The sequence below is a fragment of the Pseudomonas sp. LAP_36 genome (assembly GCF_019456785.1).
In the GTDB taxonomy this organism is placed as follows: Bacteria; Pseudomonadota; Gammaproteobacteria; order Pseudomonadales; family Pseudomonadaceae; genus Aquipseudomonas; species Aquipseudomonas tritici.
The window spans coordinates 588,600-607,233 of record NZ_JAHZMS010000003.1 but is presented as its reverse complement, the minus strand read 5'-3'; the positions used below and the strand labels follow the sequence as shown (position 1 = coordinate 607,233).

Genomic DNA, 18,634 nt, shown 5'->3' with positions numbered 1-18,634 from the left:
GTATAGGCCGTGTTTAGTCGCATACTGCGCGCCCAGAATTTCAACGGCTTGACGGAATCCCCTGCATGAAACGCACACCTCATCTGCTTGCGATCCAGTCTCATGTGGTCTTTGGCCACGCCGGAAACAGCGCCGCCGTGTTCCCCATGCAGCGGGTTGGGGTGAACGTCTGGCCATTGAACACAGTGCAGTTCTCTAACCATACGCAGTATGGCCAGTGGGCGGGCGAAGTGTTGGCGCCGCAGCAGATTCCGGCGCTGGTGGAAGGCATTGCCGCGATCGGCGAGCTGGGCAACTGCGACGCCGTGCTGTCCGGCTACCTCGGCAGCGCGGACCAGGGCCGGGCGATCCTCACCGGCGTGGCGCGCATCAAGGCCCTCAACCCCAAAGCCCTGTATTTGTGCGACCCGGTGATGGGCCATCCGGAGAAAGGCTGCATCGTGCCCCAGGAAGTCAGCGATTTCCTGCTGGACGAAGCCGCGGCCATGGCTGACTTCCTGTGCCCCAACCAGTTGGAGCTGGACAGCTTTGCCGGGCGCAAGCCGCAATCGTTGTTCGATTGCCTGGCCATGGCCAAAGCGTTGCTGGCGCGCGGGCCGAAGGCAGTATTGGTCAAGCATTTGGATTACCCCGGTAAGCTGCCGGATGGTTTCGAGATGCTGCTGGTGACCGCCGAAGGCAGCTGGCACCTGCGCCGACCGCTGCTGGCGTTTCCGCGTCAGCCAGTGGGCGTTGGCGATTTGACCTCGGGGCTGTTCCTGGCGCGCGTGTTGTTGGGCGATAGCCTGCTGGCCGCCTTTGAGTTCACCGCCGCAGCGGTGCATGAAGTGCTGCTGGAGACCCAGGCTTGCGCCAGTTACGAGCTGGAGCTGGTGCGCGCCCAGGATCGCATCGCCCATCCTCGGGTGCGTTTTGAAGCCACGGCCATCGGCCTGTAGGAACATTCCTGATTGAGCCAGGCAAAGGGCGTCCGGTACTATCAGGCGCCTCTTTGTCCCCTGTGCTTTTCAAGGAAGAACCATGTCGCATTTCCTACGGGCTTTTTCCGCGCTAAGCCTGGTTTCGCTGCTCAGCGCTTGCAGCATCAACGGTAGCTACCCGGACGCCACCGAACCCGATGCCGCCAAGTTGCGATTCGTCTCCAATACCCAAAATTCCACGCTCGACTTCTTCGACGCGCAGCACTGCGCAGGCCGCACCACCGGCATGCTCAACAACTCCCTGATGACCGACACCAAGCGTCGGGTTGGCATGATCGTGCCGCCGCCGGAAAAAGCCCGTGGCCTGCTGGAAGTGAAGCTGGCGCCTGGCAAGCCGCTATTCATGCGCATCAACACCAATGGCGGCGGCTATGTGTGTGCCAAGGCGATCAGCTTCACACCGGAAGCGGGCAAGGAATATGAAGTGACGTTCGACGTGGCGGGGGGCAGTTGCATCACGACCTTCCAACGCCTGCAACGCTTCAACGGTAAAGACGAGCGCATTCCGCAGCCGATGATCGAAACCCCGCTGCAAGCGTGCGCCGGCAGCACGCCGATGTTCCCCAAGCAGATTCCGGAAACGCCCAAGCGCGCTGCGCTGATCAACACCATCGTCGACACCAACGTGCAGTTGTTCAAGATGATGAACCCGGACACACCCGTCGAGCCGCCGTCGACACCCACGTCGCTTGAAGCGCAGATTGCCAAGCGTAAGGCGGCAATGGGCTCGTTCACGTTGCCAGAAGCCTACTGGACTCAATATCGGCAGAATTTCACACTGCTGAATGAAGAGGCGGCGGCGCAAGAGGCGCGGACGATGGGCCTCTATGTAGAGGTTTTTCGCTATCGACTAAGCGTCACCGAGGACGCCGTGTTGGAGCAATGGCTGAACCCGACGGACAACGCTACGCGCGATCTTGTGGCGGCGAACGACAAGGTGATGACGGCCTATTACACCAACACTCGCAAGTCAGTGATGATTGAAGTGCTCAACCATCACCTGGCGCGCATGGGGCAGTTGGATCAGCGCTTTGATGTGTGCGCGCACTTCGACAAGTGCTGGCACTACTGATGCCTACAGCGCGTCTGCCTTGATTTCCTGGTAGCGCTTTTCCAGCTCCTGGCGGATCTGGCGGCGCTGCTGGGCTTGCACGAACCGGCGCTTGTCTTCGCTGTTATGCGGTTGCAGCGGCGGTACGGCGGCCGGTTTGCGCTGGTCGTCCACGGCGACCATGGTGAAGAAGCAGCTGTTGGTATGGCGCACCGAGCGCTCGCGGATGTTCTCGGTTACCACCTTGATGCCCACCTCCATCGAGGTGTTGCCGGTGTAGTTGACCGACGCGAGGAACGTCACCAGTTCACCGACATGGATCGGCTCGCGGAAAATCACCTGGTCTACCGACAACGTGACGACATAGCGGCCGGCGTAACGGCTGGCGCAGGCGTAGGCGACTTCGTCGAGGTATTTGAGCAGGGTACCGCCGTGGACATTGCCTGAGAAGTTGGCCATGTCAGGGGTCATCAATACCGTCATCGACAGCTGGGCGTTTCCGGGTTCCATAGCACACTCACGGGTTGTAGGCATTGGTTGGGGGGCACCTCTGCGGGTGCTGGAATCTTTGCAGCGCCATCCCTAACGGGACGCCGGTGGGCGGCTTGCCGTCACGCTTCTACCGATCTGTTTCCATATATTGCACCGGCTTTCTGCCGGAAGTCGCGGTGTTAACCTTCAAAAGCCCATCTCAGGGCATTTCTTACGATTAAGGCCGACTTTTCCTTCCGCTCTTTGCGACCGTTCAACGGCGTGCGGAAGTGGGAAAAGCGCCAGTACCCTCAAGGAGCCCCTCGCCATGCACGCCATCAGCTTTATCCAGGATTTGGCCGTGATCATGCTGGTGGCAGGGGTTGTCACCATCCTGTTTCACCGCCTTAAACAGCCGGTAGTGCTGGGCTACATTGTCGCCGGCTTCATTATCGGCCCCCACACTCCGCCATTCGGCCTGATCCACGACGAAGACACCATCAAGACCCTCGCTGAGCTGGGGGTGATCTTCCTGATGTTCTGCCTGGGCCTGGAGTTCAGCCTGCGCAAGCTGTTCAAGGTGGGCGCCACGGCGTTTATCGCGGCCTTCCTGGAGATCATCCTGATGATCTGGATCGGCTACGAAATCGGCCAGTGGTTCGACTGGAACACCATGGATTCGTTATTCCTGGGAGCCATCCTGGCGATTTCCTCCACCACCATCATCGTCAAGGCGCTCAATGACCTGAAGATGAAAAACCAGCGCTTCGCCCAGCTGATTTTTGGCGTGCTGATCGTGGAAGACATCCTCGGTATCGGCATCATTGCCTTGCTGTCGAGCATCGCCGTCAGCGGAACGGTCAGCTCCGGCGAGGTGTTTTCGACGGTCGGCAAGCTTTCGCTGTTCATGATCGTTGCGTTGGTCATCGGCATTTTGCTGGTCCCGCGTTTACTGGCCTACGTGGCCAAGTTCGACAGCAATGAAATGCTGCTGATCACCGTACTGGGCCTGTGTTTCGGGTTCTGCTTGCTGGTGGTCAAGCTGGAATACAGCATGGTGCTGGGCGCCTTCCTGATCGGCGCGATCATGGCCGAATCCCGGCAGTTGATTAAGATCGAGCGCTTGATCGAGCCGGTTCGCGACATGTTCAGCGCCATCTTCTTTGTGGCGATCGGCTTGATGATCGACCCGCAGATCCTGCTGCAATACGCCTGGCCGATTGCGGTGATCACCGTCGCCGTGGTGCTGGGCAAGATGTTGTCTTGCGGCCTGGGGGCGTTTATCGCCGGCAATGACGGCCGTACCTCACTGCGCGTAGGGATGGGGCTGTCACAGATTGGCGAGTTTTCCTTCATCATCGCGGCGCTGGGGATGACGTTGCAGGTGACCAGCGACTTCCTCTATCCCGTGGCGGTGGCAGTTTCGGCGATTACCACGTTGCTCACGCCGTACCTGATTCGCGGTGCCGACCCGTTGTCATTGAAGATCGCGGCGGTCATGCCCAAGCGCATGAGCCGGGTGTTCGGCATGTATGGCGAATGGCTGCGCAGCATTCAGCCACAGGGCGAGGGCGCGATGCTGGCGTCGATGATCCGCAAGATCATCCTGCAGGTGGGGGTGAACCTCGCGCTGGTGGTGGCGATCTTCTTTACCGGCAGTTTTTTTGCGGCGCGTATCGGCGGGTATCTGGAGGGTTGGATCAGTGATCCAAGCTGGCAGAAGGCGTTGATCTGGGGCGGGGCATTGTTGCTGTCGCTGCCCTTCCTGATTGCGGCGTACCGCAAGCTCAAGGCGCTGTCGATGCTGCTGGCGGAGATGAGCGTGAAGCCGGAAATGGCCGGGCGGCATACTCAGCGCGTGCGGCGGGTGATTGCGGAGCTGATCCCAATCCTCTCGCTGCTGGTGATTTTCCTGCTATTGGCAGCCTTGTCGGCCAGTATTCTGCCGACCAACAAGTTGCTGGTGCTGATCGCCGTGGTCACGGCAGCGGTGGCGGCCGTGCTCTGGCGGTGGTTCATCCGCGTGCATACGCGGATGCAGGTCGCTTTGCTGGAGACGCTGGATAATCACAAAGATACGCCAGAGCACTGACCCGGCCTGGGTGTGGACTCAGCTTTCCAGCCAGACGTCCCGCGCCCAGTGCCACACCGATTCCCAGGTTTCTTCGGTGACAAGCTCTTCTTCGCCGGACCACAGCACCACGGTGCCGTCTTCCTCGACGCAGTAATAGTCGTCACCGTCCTGGCAGATCGGGATCATGCTGCGATCAACGCCGGCATCCCAGGCGTTTGCCGCCACGTCCGGCAGGTAGGTGTGGGATTGTGGGTCGGTGACAGTCACCGGCTCCAGGCTGCCGTACACCACGTCGCTGACGGTCAGCAGGAATTCACGGAAGACAAACGGGATGTCGATGAACAGTTGTTCCTCGATTTCCACCAATTGGTCTTCATCAGGCAGTTCCAGGGGAACCGGGACCGGTTCGTTGGCTTCACGCAATTGTTCGATGATTTCTTCCACGGCCGGGATCCTCTTGCTAGATGGCGCGGTTTATAGGGGCGTTTTATACAGTAGCTCGCTATAAGTGCAACCGTGAAATAGAAAACCCCGGACAGGTCCGGGGTTTTTTGTGACTGCGTGCTCAAGCGTGCAGGGATCAGCCGTTCTGACGGATACCGGCGACCAGCCATGGCTGGTTGTCGCCTTGTGGGCGTTCCATGTTCCAGCTTTCGCTGAACACTTCACCCTGGTCGAAGCGCGAGGTCTTCGACACACCACTGAAGGTCAGCGTGGCGATGGTCTTGTCGGCGCGATCATCCACACCGTCCAGCTGTACGCGCAGGTCTTCGATGTAGGTCGACTGGAAAGCGTCACCCAGGTCGGCACGTTCGCGCTTGAGGAACTCCAGCAGTTGCGGGGTTACGAACTCGGCGATCTTGTCCATTTCGTTTGCGTCCCAGTGCTGCTGCAGGGACTGGAAGTGGCTGCGGGCCGCTTCGACGAAACGTTCTTCGTTGAACCAGGCCGGTGCGTTGATCACCGGGCGGGCTGCAGCAGGTGCTGCCGAACCACCGAAGATCGAACCCATGGCTGGTTTTTGCTCGAACACTTCACGCTGCATCGGCGCGCCGGCTGGAGCCAGGTGCTCCTGCTGCTTGCGGCGACGGGCGGCAATAAAGCGGAAGATCACAAAGGCGATGACGGCCAGGATCAGCATGTCGAAGATCTGCATGCCCTCGAAGCCGCCGCCCATGAACATGGAAGCGAGCAGGCCACCGGCGGCGATACCGGCCAGAGGGCCTAACCAGCGCGAAGCACCGCCAGCCTTGGCAGCAGCGCCCGCAGCACCGGCTGCGCCTGCGGTAGCCGCAGCACCGCCGGCACCGGCGGATGGAGCCATTTGGCTGGTCTGGTGAGTCGGTGCTGCACCCGAACTTTTGCCGCCACCGAAGCGCTTGGCGTTGGCGTCGATGCTCATCGTCAGGCCGATGCACAACGCCATGGCGATGCTAAGAAAACGTTTCATAAAGGGAATTCCCATTTGTGGATTGCACGCGCGCCATGTTGCACAGGTGTAGTGACAGTGGCTAGCGACATAATGTTTCGGGCTTTTGCGTAGGACTGATTCAGAATAGTCTGTAGGACTTATTACAGATATTGGCCCGCGCTTGTTAAAAACAAGGGCGGGCCACTCACCTTCATGTAGGCAAATGTTTCAAATGGCTTCGAGCTTCGCGTAACCCATCATCAGCCACTTGCTGCCTTCGGCGAAGTTCACCTGCACCCGCGCCTGGGCACCCGCGCCTTCGAAGTTGAGGATCACGCCTTCGCCGAACACCGAATGCCTGACCTGCTGGCCAAGGCTGAACTGGGTTTCCGGAATTTCGGAGCCGGCGAACAGGCTGCTGGCGCTTTGCTGCTGGCCTCCGCCGAACGGGCGGCTGACGCTGTTGGAGAGGCGCACTTCCTGAATCAGACCCTTCGGCACCTCACGTACGAAGCGTGACACCTTGTTGTAGGTCTCGCTGCCATACAGGCGTCGGGTTTCAGCGTAGGTCATCACCAGGTTCTGCATGGCGCGGGTGATGCCGACGTAGGCCAGGCGACGCTCTTCCTCAAGACGGCCGGGCTCTTCCAGGCTCATCTTGTGGGGGAACAGGCCTTCTTCCATGCCGACCAGGAACACATACGGGAATTCCAGGCCCTTGGCGCTGTGCAAGGTCATCAGTTGGATGCTGTCTTCATGCTCATCGGCCTGGGTGTCGCCGGCTTCCAGCGACGCATGCCCGAGGAATGCGGCGAGCGGGGTCAGCTCCTCGTCTTCCTCGGTGTTTTCGAACGCACGCGCGGCGCTCACCAGTTCCTCAAGGTTTTCTACCCGGGCCTGGCCTTTCTCGCCTTTTTCCGCTTCGTGGTAGGCGATCAGGCCGGACTGTTCGATCACGGTCTGAGTCATCAGGTGCAGCGGCATTTCCGCGCATTTGGCCGACAGGTTCTCGATCAGCTCGACGAACACGCCCAGTGCGCCCGCCGCGCGGCCGGTCAGGCCTTTATTGGCGATCAGCAAGCGCATGGCTTCCCACATCGACACATCTGCATGGCGAGCGTGCTCGCGAATCGCCTCGACGGTTTTCTCGCCGATGCCCCGCGCCGGGATATTGATGACGCGCTCCAGCGCCGCATCGTTGCCACGGCCTTCCAGCAAACGCAGGTAGGCCATGGCGTTCTTGATTTCGGCGCGCTCGAAGAAGCGCTGGCCGCCATAGATGCGGTACGGGATGCGCTCGCGCAGCAAGGCTTCTTCCAATACCCGCGATTGGGCGTTGGAACGGTAAAGAATCGCGATGTCGCTGCGCGCCAGCCCAGTTTTCAGCGCGCTTTCGATGGTTTCCACCACATAGCGCGCTTCATCGTGCTCGTTGAACGCGGCGTAGAGGTTGATCGCTTCGCCTTCGCCGCCGTCGGTCCACAGCTCCTTGCCCAGCCGCCCGGTATTGTTGGCGATCAGGGCGTTGGCGGCCTTGAGAATCCCGGCGGTGGAGCGGTAGTTCTGCTCCAGGCGGATAGTGACCGCGTCCGGGAAGTCTTCGGAGTACTGGTAGATGTTTTCGATTTTCGCGCCACGCCAGCCGTAGATCGACTGGTCGTCGTCACCCACCACCATCAGGCTGTCGCCGCCTTTGGCCAGCAGGTGCAACCAGGCGTACTGAACGGCGTTGGTGTCCTGGAACTCGTCCACCAGAATGTGTCGGAAGCGTTTCTGGTAATGGGCCAGCAAGCCTGGGTTGTCGCGCCACAGGTCGAGGGCGCGCAGCAGCAGCTCGGAGAAGTCGATGACCCCGGCGCGCGCGCAGGCGGCCTCGTAGGCTTCATAAATGCTGCGCATGGTGGCCAGGAACAAGTCGCCGCTGGCCTGGATATGTTGCGGGCGCAGGCCTTCGTCTTTCTGGCCGTTGATAAACCATTGCGCCTGGCGCGCCGGCCAACGCTGTTCGTCCAGGCCCAGTTCGCGAATCACCCGTTTGACCAAGCGTTGCTGGTCATCGCTGTCGAGGATCTGGAAGGTCTGGGCCAGGCCCGCTTCCTGCCAGTGCGCGCGCAACAGGCGGTGCGCCAGGCCGTGGAAGGTGCCTACCCACATGCCGGCCGGGCTGATGCCCATCAACTGCTCGATGCGGTGGCGCATCTCGGCAGCGGCCTTGTTGGTGAAGGTCACCGACAGGATGGAATGCGGGGACGCGTTCTCGACCTGGATCAACCAGGCGATACGGTGCACCAGCACTCGGGTTTTACCGGAGCCAGCACCGGCCAGGACCAACTGACGGCCAACGGGGGCTGCTACGGCCTGGCGTTGGGCATCGTTGAGGGAGTTAAGCAAAAGAGAGAGATCATCGCGCATCGGCGCATTCTATGGCCCACGGGGAAGTGGGGCAAATACCAATGCCGGGTGGTCGACGGAAAACAATCAGGGTGATGACCGGTTGGTCAATGGCCACAGCCCGCGCAGCGTCTCGCTCAAGCCGTCTGGCCCCGAAGTTTGCGGCGCATGACCGTGCCGTTTTTATGACGTAGAGCAGTTTGGCCCAAGCGTTTGCTTGTGTATGCTCCGTCGACGTTTCGGGCTCACCATTATAAGAACACTGCCTATGACCCTCAGCACCGACCTGTTTGGCCCCTCGGCGGCGCCTGCGCAGGTTCTTCGCAAACACTACGCCACGGAGATGGCGGTCGAGCGCACACGCCTGCTGTATCAGGGCTCGCTGCTGCCGACCCTGTTGATGTTGGTCAATGGCCTGGTCTGCGCCTGGCTGCTCTGGAACCCCAAGCAATACCTGTTGGACAGCATCTGGCTGGTCTGGCTGCTGGCCCTGGTGGCCATGCGCGTGATCCAGGTGGCGGCGTTTGATTCAGCCATGCCCAGCCGCCAGGCCCAGCCGGTATGGCGGCGCATGTTCATGCTCGGTTCGGCGGTCAGCGGCCTGACCCTGGCCACCGCCGCCATCGCGCTGGTGCCGGCGGACAGCTTTATGCAGCAGGCCTGGGTGTTCGGCCTGATCGGTGCCGCGACGCTGTCGGCCAGCGTGGCCTATGCCGTGAGCCTGCCGGCGTTTTTGTCATTCGCCTTGCCGTGCCTGGTGCCGGCGATCATCTACCTGTTCTGGAGCGGCGACCCGCGGCAGCGCGGTTGGGGTGTACTGGGCCTGATCCTGCTGGCGTCCTTGAGCCTGGTGGCGTGGCAGGTCAATCGCCTGATCCAGCGCGGGCTGCTGCGACGCTTTCAGAACCAGGCGCTGATCGAGCACCTGCAACAGGCGCAGCAGCGCAGCGAACAACTCAATCAGGACTTGGTGCGCGAAGTCGAACAGCGCCGCCAGGTCGAGCAGGAGCTGCGTGACGCGCAAATCGGCCTGCAGGACCGCGTGGCGCAACGTAGCCAGGAGCTGGACGCCGCCAGCCTGGCCCTGAATAAAAGCGAAGCGCGCCTGGCCATGGCCCTGCAAGCCAGTGAACTTGGCCTGTGGGACTGGAACCTGCAAACCGACGAAGTCCACCACACCCAGCTCAAGGAATTGTTCGGTCTGGAGCCGGAGTACGTCACGGCGATGCTCGGCCATCTCAAGCCGCGCCTGCATCCCGAAGACCTGCCGCTGCTCAAGCGCGCCCTGGTGGAACACCTTAAGGGTCGCAGCGAGGACTACCAGGTGGAATACCGCGTGCGCCACGGCGATGGGCACTGGGTATGGATCGAAGACCGTGGCCGTGCCGTGGAGCGCACGGCCAGCGGGCGGGTCACGCGCATGCTTGGCACGCGCCGCGATATCAGCGCCGGCAAGGCCCTGGAGGAGCAACAGCGCTTGGCGTCGACCGTGTTCGAGGCGGCCAGCGAAGGGATCGTGATTCTTGACCCAGACTACAAGCTGGTCGCCGTCAACCAGGCATTCAGTCGTGTGACCGGTTTTGAAACCGACGACATGATCGGTCGCAATGTCGTGGAGCTGCCCAGCAGCCGCGATGCCCGCCGCCACTTCCCGGTGATCCGCCAGGCGCTGCTCAGCCACGGCACCTGGCAGGGCGAGCTGGTGGAAACGCGCAAGAACGGCGAGCTGTACCCGCAGTGGCTGCAATTGAACGTGGTGCGCGATGTCCGGGGGAAAGTCAGCCATATCGTGGGCTTCTTCGCCGATCTCTCGGCCAGGCGTGAGTCCGAAGAGCGCATGCGCTACCTCACCCACTATGACGAATTGACCGGCCTGGCCAACCGCTCGCTGTTCCGCGAACGGCTGCGCGAGGCTCATCAGCGCGTGCGTCAGGGCGGGCGCAGCCTGGCGCTGCTGCATATCAACCTGGACCGCTTCAAACTGCTCAATGACAGTTTGGGCCATGAAGTCGCCGACCAATTGCTGCAGAAAATGGCGCGCCGCCTGATCAACGCCTTGCCCGAGGCCGACACCATCGCACGCCTGTCCGGGGACGAGTTCGCCGTGTTGTTCGACGCTTATGGCAACCTGTCGAGCCTGGCGCGAGTCGCCACACGACTGCTGGCCAAGCTGCGCGTGCCGGTGACGGTGGACGGGCATGAGCTGGTAGTGAGTGCTTCGATGGGTGTCAGCCTGTTGCCGGACAATGCGCGTGAAATTTCCGCGCTGGTCAGCCAATCGAACATGGCGATGCAGCACGCCAAGCATCTGGGCGGTAATAATTTCCAGTTCTACACCGACAGCCTGCAAGCCAGCACCCTGGAGCGCTTACAGCTGGAAAACCACCTGCGCAAGGCCATCGAGGAGCGCCAGCTCACGGTGTTCTACCAACCGAAACTGTGCCTGGCCACCGGTAAGCTGAATGCTGCCGAAGCGTTGATCCGCTGGGAGCATCCGCAGTGGGGCATGGTGCCGCCGGGGGACTTTATCGGCCTGGCCGAAGAAACCGGCCTGATCGTGCCACTGGGTGAATTCGTGCTGCGCGAGGCCTGCTGGCAAGCCTGTGAATGGCAGCGTCAGGGTCTGGCGCCGATCCGCGTGTCGGTGAACCTGTCGGTGCATCAGTTGCGCCAGGGCAAGGTGGTCAGCCTGGTGCGCCAGGTGCTTGAAGAAACCGGGCTGGACCCGCAATACCTCGAGCTGGAGCTGACCGAAAGCCAGTTGCTCGACAGCGTTGAACACATCATCGCGACCTTCCAGCAACTGCGCGACCTGGGCGTGAAGTTGGCCATTGATGATTTCGGCACCGGTTATTCGTCCCTCAGCTACCTCAAGCGCATCCCGGTGGACTACGTGAAGATCGACCAGAGCTTTATCCGTGGGCTTGGCCAGGGGCGTGAGGACGCGGCCATCACCCGGGCAATCATTGCGATGGCCCACGGGTTGGCGCTCAAAGTGGTGGCCGAAGGTGTGGAAGATCAACAGCAGCTGGATTTTCTGCGCGGGGAGCGTTGTGACGAAGTGCAGGGCTATTTGATCAGCCGGCCGATGCAGGCCGAAGGGTTGGCAGATTTGTTACGGAAAAATGCAGATTTTCCTGAGTGACGCCAAGGCCGCCCCTGTGGCTACAACTTGGCCGCCCTTAGATTCAAAGGGGAGCAGGGCGATTTAGTGATGCTTCGGACGGGCAAAACGACAATTCTTGTAGTATAACTACAAGCTTGCTACATCCTTGGCCCTGCCCATAACAAGAGTCCTGCCCTTTGAACCTGTTGCAACATATCGCTCAGTCGCGCCACCTGTTACGCAAATCGGAACTCAAGGTTGCCGATCACGTGCTGCTTGACCCTGCGGCTGTGATGCACAGTTCCATGGCTGACCTGGCCCACAGCGTGGGCATCAGCGAGCCGACCATCGTGCGCTTCTGCCGCGCCATCGGTTGCTCCGGGTTCCAGGACTTGAAACTCAAGCTGGCCCAAAGTTTGGCCGCCGGTGCCAGCTTCGGGCAATTTGCGATTCACGAAGACGATTCCGTCGCCGACTACAGCCTGAAAATCTTCGACACCACCCTGCACACCCTGATGGAAGTGCGCGAGAAGCTTGACCCGGTGGAGTTGCAAAAGGCCGTGACCGCTATGTCCCAGGCCCAGCGTGTCGAGTTCTACGGTTTTGGTGCTTCGGGCGCAGTGGCCGCTGACGCCCAACACAAATTCTTCCGCCTGCTGCTCACCGCCGCCGCCTACAGTGACCCGCATATGCAGGCGATGTCGGCGGTGACCTTGAAGCCTACCGACGTCGCCATCTGTATTTCCCAGTCAGGCCGCTCCAAAGACCTGCTGATCACCGCCAACCTGGTGCGTGAAAGCGGTGCGACCCTGATCACCCTGTGCCCGAGCCAGACGCCGTTGGCGGAACTGTCTACGGTCAACCTGGCAATCGACGTGCATGAAGACACTGAGATTTATACGCCGCTGACCTCACGTATCGCCCACTTGGTGGTGATTGATGTGTTGGCAATGGGCGTGGCCATGGCGCGTGGGCCGAGCCTGGTCAACCACCTCAAGAGTGTTAAGCGCAGCTTGCGTAGCCTTCGCCTGTCGCCTAAGTCGGTCAAAGCCCTCGACGATTGATTCAAAGTCACACTCGGTCAAATGTGGGAGCTGGCTTGCCTGCTCCCACAGTGGATTTGCGTCAGCTTTAGAAGATTCATCGTCCTGTAACCCCCGCGCCGCCAAACCGTCATCCCCTGCGCCCATCCTGTACTCCCCGCACTCGCATTGGGAGACTCCAAATGGCCCGGCCCTACGAAGACAGCAACAGCACCGTAAAGACCCGTCGTCAGCAGGAAGACCAACGCCGCATGGCGTTCCGTCGCGCAATCGAAGACCGTTGCGAGGAGCGCCAATTGCTCCAGAGCATCAGTGACTACCCGGAACTCCACTGGCAGGCACCCGCGGCTGCCCAGCGAAGCGCTCAGCCAGCGCGCTGATCTGCACCCGTTCGCTGCGGATAAAGCCCAGGAACGCATGGGCCACCGGTGACAGGCGCTTGGCTTTGGCTTGCACCAGGCACCAACTGCGGTACAGCGGCAGCTCTTCCACCGGCAGCTCCTTGAGCCCGCCGGTGGCCAGTTCCATGTTGACCGCGTGGCGCGTCAGCAAGGCCACGCCCAATCCCGCGCATACACACTCGCGCTGCGCCTCGGCCGAGGCTACTTCCACCGTCTGGGTGAAGTGCACGCGTTTCTCCTTGAAGTACTCTTCGCAAGCCATCCGCGTGCCGGAACCCGGTTCACGCAGCAGCAGCGTGTAAGGTTCCAGATCTTGCAGGCGCAATGGGCCTTGCAGGCTCAATGGATGGTCGAGGGGTGCCACGGCGACAATCGGGTTGTTGAGGAAGGGCAGGAATTCCAGGCCCATGTCCTGGGGCACCATGGACATGATCACCAGATCGTCGCGGTTGTCCGACAGCCGGCGGATCACCTGGGCACGGTTGACCACCGTCAGGTGCAACTGCACCTCAGGGTGCTGGCGCTTAAAGGCAGCAAACAAATGCGGCACAAAGTATTTGGCGCTGGATTCCACGGCCAGCTTCAGTTGGCCCTGCAGCGAGCCCTGCATGTCCGACAGCTGCATATCGAGGTTCTCCAGCCGTCCGAAGATATCGCGACTGGCCCGTTGCAGCGCTTCAGCGGCCTCGGTCATGTAGAGTTTTTTGCCGACATAATCGAACAGCGGCTGGCCGATCAGCTCTTCCAGCTGACGAATTTGTAGGCTCACGGCGGGCTGTGTGAGGGACATTTCCTCGGCGGCGCGGCTGTAAGAGCGCAAATCACACACTTCATGAAAGATCTGCAGCTGACGCAATGTCAGTCGCATCAATGACTTACGCATGTTTCGCTCTCCTCATCCCAAGCCGGCGGCACAACTATAAGTCTTTACTTATGCGTGACCCAATAATTATTGATTTTTGTTAATCCCTCCACGGGCTTAGTGTGTGTCTCGCGACTGTCATGAAACATTTGGTCACGCGCCGACCCAGCTTCAGTGGGTCGAAGAACGCAGCAATCGGCTCAAGGGAATTTCCAAGTGATAAAAAAGATCCTGATCGCCAACCGTGGTGAAATTGCCGTACGAATCGTGCGTGCCTGCGCCGAGATGGGCATTCGCTCGGTCGCGGTCTACTCCGACGCCGACCGCCATGCGTTGCACGTCAAGCGTGCCGACGAAGCCCACAGCATTGGTGCCGAGCCACTGGCCGGTTACCTGAACCCGCGCAAGCTGGTGAACCTGGCGGTGGAAACCGGTTGTGATGCGCTGCATCCCGGCTATGGCTTCCTGTCGGAGAACGCCGAACTGGCGGATATCTGTGCCGAACGCGGGATCAAATTCATCGGCCCGTCCGCTGAAGTGATCCGCCGCATGGGCGACAAGACCGAAGCGCGCCGCAGCATGATCAAGGCTGGCGTACCGGTCACGCCCGGCACCGAAGGCAACGTCGCCGACATCGCCGAAGCCCTGACTGAAGGCGACCGTATTGGTTACCCGGTGATGCTCAAGGCCACCTCCGGTGGTGGCGGTCGTGGTATCCGTCGTTGCAACAGCCGCGAAGAACTTGAACAGGCCTTCCCCCGTGTCATCTCCGAAGCCACCAAGGCGTTCGGCTCGGCGGAAGTGTTCCTGGAAAAATGCATCGTCAATCCCAAGCACATCGAAGCGCAGATCCTCGGTGACAGCTTTGGCAACGTGGTGCACCTGTTCGAGCGCGATTGCTCGATCCAGCGTCGCAACCAGAAGCTCATCGAAATCGCCCCAAGCCCTCAGTTGACCCCGGAACAGCGCGCCTACATCGGCGACCTGTCGGTGCGCGCGGCCAAGGCCGTGGGTTACGAGAACGCCGGCACCGTGGAGTTCCTGCTCGCCGAGGGCGAGGTGTACTTCATGGAGATGAACACCCGGGTGCAGGTGGAACACACCATCACCGAAGAAATCACCGGGATCGACATCGTCCGCGAACAAATCCGTATCGCCTCGGGCCTGCCGCTGTCGGTGAAACAGGAAGACATCCAGCACCGGGGTTTCGCGTTGCAGTTCCGCATCAACGCCGAAGACCCGAAGAACAACTTCCTCCCAAGCTTCGGCAAGATCACCCGTTACTACGCCCCCGGCGGTCCTGGCGTGCGCACCGACACGGCGATCTACACCGGCTACACCATCCCACCGTTCTACGACTCCATGTGCCTGAAACTGGTGGTGTGGGCGTTGACCTGGGAAGAAGCCATGGACCGCGGCCTGCGTGCCCTGGACGACATGCGCCTGCAAGGCGTGAAGACCACCGCCGCCTACTACCAGGAAATCCTGCGCAACCCGGAATTCCGCAGCGGCCAGTTCAATACCAGCTTCGTTGAAGCCCACCCTGAACTGACCAACTACTCGATCAAGCGCAAACCCGAAGAGCTGGCCCTGGCCATCGCTGCCGCCATCGCCGCCCACGCAGGCCTGTGAGGAATATAAGAATGAGCAAGAAAATCTTTGTCACCGACACCATCCTGCGCGACGCCCACCAATCGTTGCTGGCGACCCGCATGCGCACCGATGACATGCTGCCGATCTGCGACAAGCTCGACAAAGTCGGCTACTGGTCCCTGGAAGTCTGGGGCGGCGCGACCTTCGACGCTTGCGTACGTTTCCTCAAAGAAGACCCGTGGGAGCGCCTGCGCAAACTGCGTGCCGCGTTGCCCAACACACGCCTGCAAATGCTGCTGCGTGGCCAGAACCTACTGGGCTATCGCCATTACAGCGATGACGTTGTAAGAGCGTTCGTGGCCAAGGCCGCCGTAAATGGCATCGACGTGTTCCGTATTTTCGACGCCATGAACGACGTGCGTAACCTGCGCGTGGCCATCGAAGCGGTGAAGGCCGCCGGCAAACATGCCCAGGGCACTATCGCCTACACCACCAGCCCGGTGCACACTGTCGAAGCGTTTGTGGCCCAGGCCAAACAGCTCGAATCCATGGGCTGCGACTCGATTGCGATCAAGGACATGGCCGGCCTGTTGACCCCGTACGCCACCGGCGAACTGGTCAAGGCGCTGAAAGCCGAACAGAACCTGCCGATCTTTATCCACTCCCACGACACGGCTGGTTTGGCCGCGATGTGCCAACTCAAGGCCATCGAGAACGGTGCCGACCACATCGACACCGCCATTTCCAGCTTTGCCTGGGGCACCAGCCATCCGGGCACTGAGTCGATGGTCGCCGCCCTTAAAGGCAGTGAGTTCGACACCGGCTTGAGCCTGGAACTGCTGCAAGAGATCGGCCTGTACTTCTACGCCGTGCGCAAGAAATACCACCAGTTCGAAAGCGAATTCACCGCCGTCGACACCCGTGTGCAAGTCAACCAAGTGCCAGGCGGTATGATTTCCAACCTGGCCAACCAGTTGAAAGAGCAGGGCGCCCTCAACCGCATGAGCGAAGTGCTGGCCGAAATCCCGCGTGTGCGTGAAGACCTTGGCTTCCCGCCGCTGGTGACCCCGACTTCGCAGATCGTCGGCACCCAGGCGTTCTTCAACGTGTTGGCCGGCGAGCGCTACAAGACCATCACCAACGAAGTGAAGCTCTACCTGCAAGGCGGCTACGGCAAGGCGCCGGGCACCGTGAATGAGAAACTGCGCCGCCAGGCCATCGGCAGCGAAGAGGTGATCGACGTACGCCCGGCCGATTTGCTCAAGCCGGAAATGACCAAGCTGCGTGGCGAAATCGGCGCGCTGGCCAAGTCCGAAGAAGACGTGCTGACCTACGCCATGTTCCCGGACATCGGCCGCAAGTTCCTCGAAGAGCGCGACGCCGGCACCCTGGCGCCGGAAGTACTGTTGCCGATTCCTGAAGCGGGCGGCGTGGCCCGTGCCGGTGGCGAAGGCGTACCGACCGAGTTCGTCATCGACGTGCACGGCGAGAGCTACCGCGTCGACATCACCGGTGTCGGCGTGAAGGCCGAAGGCAAGCGCCACTTCTACCTGTCCATCGACGGCATGCCCGAAGAAGTGGTGTTCGAACCGCTCAACGAGTTTGTCAGCGGAGGCAGCAGCAAGCGCAAGCAGGCCACCGAGCCAGGCCATGTCAGCACCGCGATGCCGGGCAATATCGTCGACGTGCTGGTCAAGGAAGGCGACGTGGTCAAGGCCGGCCAGGCTGTACTGATTACCGAAGCCATGAAGATGGAAACCGAAGTGCAGGCAGCGATTGCCGGCAAGGTGACCGCCGTTCATGTCGCCAAGGGCGACCGGGTCAACCCTGGCGAAATCCTGATTGAAATCGAAGGCTGACACAGCCTTCGACACGACCGTTTAATCCTCGGGGGGGGCAGGTGCTCCCCTTTTTTTTCGCCTGTAGTTTGCTTAGAAACGTATCCGCCACTGGCCTATCAAGCCTTGGCTGCTGCTTTGAGTGCCGTTTTCCGCGCTGTAGGCCAGGCCGACGGTGTGGTTGGCTGAGAGTGCCAGATCGAGCCCAGCCTGCAGGTTCAGGCTGTTGCGGTCGAGGGACGTGCCCTGAAGGGTGAAACCGTCAATGCCGCCGTGGCGAAAGGACTGGCGCACCTGGCTGTCGACGTCGCCATAGAGGTGTTTCCAGTGCGTACTCAGATGGGGTGTGAGGGTCATCTGGTTGTCGAACCGGAACAGTTTGGCCAGGCGCAGACCAAAGGTGCTGCTCAGGTTCTGTTGGGTTTGCGCATCGACGTTCAGCGCGGCCGGACCGCCGTGTTCCTTGAAACTGTCACGGCTGTAGCGCTGGTAGCCAAGGCCAGCAAACGGCTCGATGCTGATGTCGCCACTGCCCAGTTGGTAGCCCATTTCGCCGAAGACATTCTGGCTGTTGGCGGTGTAGCTGCCCTTGAGCGTGTCCTTGTAACCCAGGATATCCACGCCACGTTTGTTCTGCCCCGCATGGCTGCTGTAGATCGCCCCCAAGCGTAACGCCAACGGGCCGTCCTGGCGCACGGCGTAACCGCCCAGATGCCAGCTGTCCAGGTCTGCGTTAAAGCGCTGCGTATCGAAATGGCTGCTGGACTTTGCCCCTAGCACACCGACGCGCCACGCAGGGTCGACCGACCAATCTGCGCCCATTAAAACGCCTTGGTTGGCCGTATTCAGACCGGCAGTACCGCGCTGGCTGTCGAGACTGCCTTCGCTGCCAAGGTTTTTTACCCAGAAGTGGCCGTCAGAGTCGGTGGGCAATTCGCGCAGGGTCGAGAGCACTCGGCTGCTGAGTTGCTGGGTGGTGTTCTGGGTTGCTGCCGCCAGGTTCGCGTTTTGACTGCCGGCCAGTTGCTCAAGCGCCGCGCCGAACGCACCGGGTTTCTGCGCGAGTTCGGCGTTGAGTTTTTCCAGGGCCTTGATTTGCTCGGAGCTCAGCTCGCCGGACTCCAGCAGGCGAGTCAGTGCAGGCTCGAGCACCTTCGCCACCTGCCGGCCATTGTGGGTGGTCGCTTGTCCAGTTAGATAGCCGTCGATGGGCGCCGCTTCAACTTCGGGAAGGCCGAACGACTCAAAAGCCGGTGCGTCGTAGGGTTGATACCAGTACGGCATGTATTCGATATCGCCGCGCGCCTGTGCATGCTGAAGGTTGGCCGTAGCGATAAGGCTGAAGGCAAGTACGATTCTGCGGAGTGTAGTGGGCATGAATTCCCAACCTCTTGGTGAATGAGGCGGGGAATT

14 protein-coding genes are annotated in these 18,634 nt (G+C 60.9%); 8 read left to right on the top strand and 6 right to left on the bottom strand.

What is annotated here, in order from left to right; all coding sequences use genetic code 11:
• Window positions 1-65: 65 nt before the first annotated feature.
• A complete protein-coding gene (pdxY, locus tag JBO08_RS13860; protein WP_049710858.1) occupies window positions 66-938 on the top strand; it encodes a pyridoxal kinase PdxY in 873 nt (290 codons plus the stop codon).
• A gap of 82 nt (window positions 939-1,020) precedes the next feature.
• Window positions 1,021-2,052, top strand: a complete 1,032-nt coding sequence (locus tag JBO08_RS13855) for a hypothetical protein (RefSeq protein ID WP_065880318.1) — start codon at window positions 1,021-1,023, stop codon at window positions 2,050-2,052.
• A gap of 3 nt (window positions 2,053-2,055) precedes the next feature.
• Here JBO08_RS13855 and JBO08_RS13850 read toward each other — a convergent pair whose 3' ends face one another.
• Window positions 2,056-2,541 (bottom strand): acyl-CoA thioesterase, encoded by a 486-nt coding sequence (locus JBO08_RS13850; RefSeq protein WP_003177014.1) that lies wholly within the window; start codon window positions 2,539-2,541, stop codon window positions 2,056-2,058.
• A gap of 289 nt (window positions 2,542-2,830) precedes the next feature.
• Here JBO08_RS13850 and JBO08_RS13845 point away from each other — a divergent pair, with 289 nt between their 5' ends.
• Window positions 2,831-4,594: a cation:proton antiporter gene (locus tag JBO08_RS13845; protein ID WP_065875539.1), complete on the top strand. Its 1,764-nt coding sequence runs from the start codon at window positions 2,831-2,833 to the stop codon at window positions 4,592-4,594.
• 18 nt (window positions 4,595-4,612) lie between these two features.
• On the opposite strand, the gene JBO08_RS13840 is transcribed toward JBO08_RS13845, so the two are convergent.
• The 3 genes from JBO08_RS13840 to uvrD all read right to left on the bottom strand — a co-directional run bounded on the left by JBO08_RS13840 (window position 4,613) and on the right by uvrD (window position 8,399).
• Entirely contained in the window at window positions 4,613-5,020 is a 408-nt protein-coding gene (locus JBO08_RS13840) for an SMI1/KNR4 family protein (protein WP_017739032.1), read from the bottom strand.
• A 136-nt stretch (window positions 5,021-5,156) separates the two neighbouring features.
• Complete coding sequence (locus JBO08_RS13835) at window positions 5,157-6,026, bottom strand: Tim44 domain-containing protein (protein WP_049710861.1); 870 nt, start codon at window positions 6,024-6,026, stop codon at window positions 5,157-5,159.
• 189 nt (window positions 6,027-6,215) lie between these two features.
• Window positions 6,216-8,399, bottom strand: a complete 2,184-nt coding sequence (uvrD, locus tag JBO08_RS13830; RefSeq protein WP_220074656.1) for a DNA helicase II — start codon at window positions 8,397-8,399, stop codon at window positions 6,216-6,218.
• Between the two features lie 247 nt (window positions 8,400-8,646).
• On the opposite strand from uvrD, the gene JBO08_RS13825 reads away from it, so the two are divergent.
• The 3 genes from JBO08_RS13825 (at window position 8,647) to JBO08_RS28175 (ending at window position 12,907) form a co-directional block, all read left to right on the top strand.
• On the top strand, window positions 8,647-11,523 hold the full coding sequence (locus JBO08_RS13825; RefSeq protein ID WP_065880316.1) for an EAL domain-containing protein: 2,877 nt from the start codon (window positions 8,647-8,649) through the stop codon (window positions 11,521-11,523).
• Between the two features lie 158 nt (window positions 11,524-11,681).
• On the top strand, window positions 11,682-12,548 hold the full coding sequence (hexR, locus tag JBO08_RS13820) for a transcriptional regulator HexR (RefSeq protein ID WP_010168370.1): 867 nt from the start codon (window positions 11,682-11,684) through the stop codon (window positions 12,546-12,548).
• 161 nt (window positions 12,549-12,709) lie between these two features.
• Window positions 12,710-12,907 carry a PA3496 family putative envelope integrity protein gene (locus JBO08_RS28175; RefSeq protein ID WP_082224397.1) on the top strand — a complete coding sequence of 66 codons (198 nt, stop codon included), beginning with the start codon at window positions 12,710-12,712 and terminating at the stop codon, window positions 12,905-12,907.
• Here JBO08_RS28175 and JBO08_RS13815 read toward each other — a convergent pair.
• Window positions 12,837-13,811 (bottom strand): LysR family transcriptional regulator, encoded by a 975-nt coding sequence (locus JBO08_RS13815; RefSeq protein WP_065875535.1) that lies wholly within the window; start codon window positions 13,809-13,811, stop codon window positions 12,837-12,839. The genes JBO08_RS28175 and JBO08_RS13815 overlap by 71 nt on opposite strands.
• Window positions 13,812-14,006: 195 nt before the next feature.
• Here JBO08_RS13815 and JBO08_RS13810 point away from each other — a divergent pair, with 195 nt between their 5' ends.
• Together JBO08_RS13810 and oadA are read left to right on the top strand one after the other, a co-directional pair.
• A complete protein-coding gene (locus tag JBO08_RS13810) occupies window positions 14,007-15,422 on the top strand; it encodes an acetyl-CoA carboxylase biotin carboxylase subunit (RefSeq protein ID WP_049710865.1) in 1,416 nt (471 codons plus the stop codon).
• An 11-nt stretch (window positions 15,423-15,433) separates the two neighbouring features.
• Window positions 15,434-17,242 carry a sodium-extruding oxaloacetate decarboxylase subunit alpha gene (gene oadA, locus JBO08_RS13805; protein WP_065875534.1) on the top strand — a complete coding sequence of 603 codons (1,809 nt, stop codon included), beginning with the start codon at window positions 15,434-15,436 and terminating at the stop codon, window positions 17,240-17,242.
• Between the two features lie 72 nt (window positions 17,243-17,314).
• Here the strand turns inward: oadA and JBO08_RS13800 are convergent, their stop codons facing one another.
• The gene (locus tag JBO08_RS13800) at window positions 17,315-18,598 is read right to left on the bottom strand and encodes an autotransporter domain-containing protein (RefSeq protein ID WP_065875533.1); all 1,284 of its coding nucleotides are present in this window, start codon (window positions 18,596-18,598) and stop codon (window positions 17,315-17,317) included.
• Between the last annotated feature and the right edge of the window lie 36 nt (window positions 18,599-18,634).

Coding starts and splice junctions, on each gene's coding strand:
- pdxY (WP_049710858.1), top strand. CDS start 66: ATGAAACGCACACCTCATCTGCTTGCGATCCAGTCTCATGTGGTCTTT.
- JBO08_RS13855 (WP_065880318.1), top strand. CDS start 1,021: ATGTCGCATTTCCTACGGGCTTTTTCCGCGCTAAGCCTGGTTTCGCTG.
- JBO08_RS13850 (WP_003177014.1), bottom strand. CDS start 2,541: ATGGAACCCGGAAACGCCCAGCTGTCGATGACGGTATTGATGACCCCT.
- JBO08_RS13845 (WP_065875539.1), top strand. CDS start 2,831: ATGCACGCCATCAGCTTTATCCAGGATTTGGCCGTGATCATGCTGGTG.
- JBO08_RS13835 (WP_049710861.1), bottom strand. CDS start 6,026: ATGAAACGTTTTCTTAGCATCGCCATGGCGTTGTGCATCGGCCTGACG.
- uvrD (WP_220074656.1), bottom strand. CDS start 8,399: ATGCGCGATGATCTCTCTCTTTTGCTTAACTCCCTCAACGATGCCCAA.
- JBO08_RS13825 (WP_065880316.1), top strand. CDS start 8,647: ATGACCCTCAGCACCGACCTGTTTGGCCCCTCGGCGGCGCCTGCGCAG.
- JBO08_RS28175 (WP_082224397.1), top strand. CDS start 12,710: ATGGCCCGGCCCTACGAAGACAGCAACAGCACCGTAAAGACCCGTCGT.
- JBO08_RS13815 (WP_065875535.1), bottom strand. CDS start 13,811: ATGCGTAAGTCATTGATGCGACTGACATTGCGTCAGCTGCAGATCTTT.
- oadA (WP_065875534.1), top strand. CDS start 15,434: ATGAGCAAGAAAATCTTTGTCACCGACACCATCCTGCGCGACGCCCAC.
- JBO08_RS13800 (WP_065875533.1), bottom strand. CDS start 18,598: ATGCCCACTACACTCCGCAGAATCGTACTTGCCTTCAGCCTTATCGCT.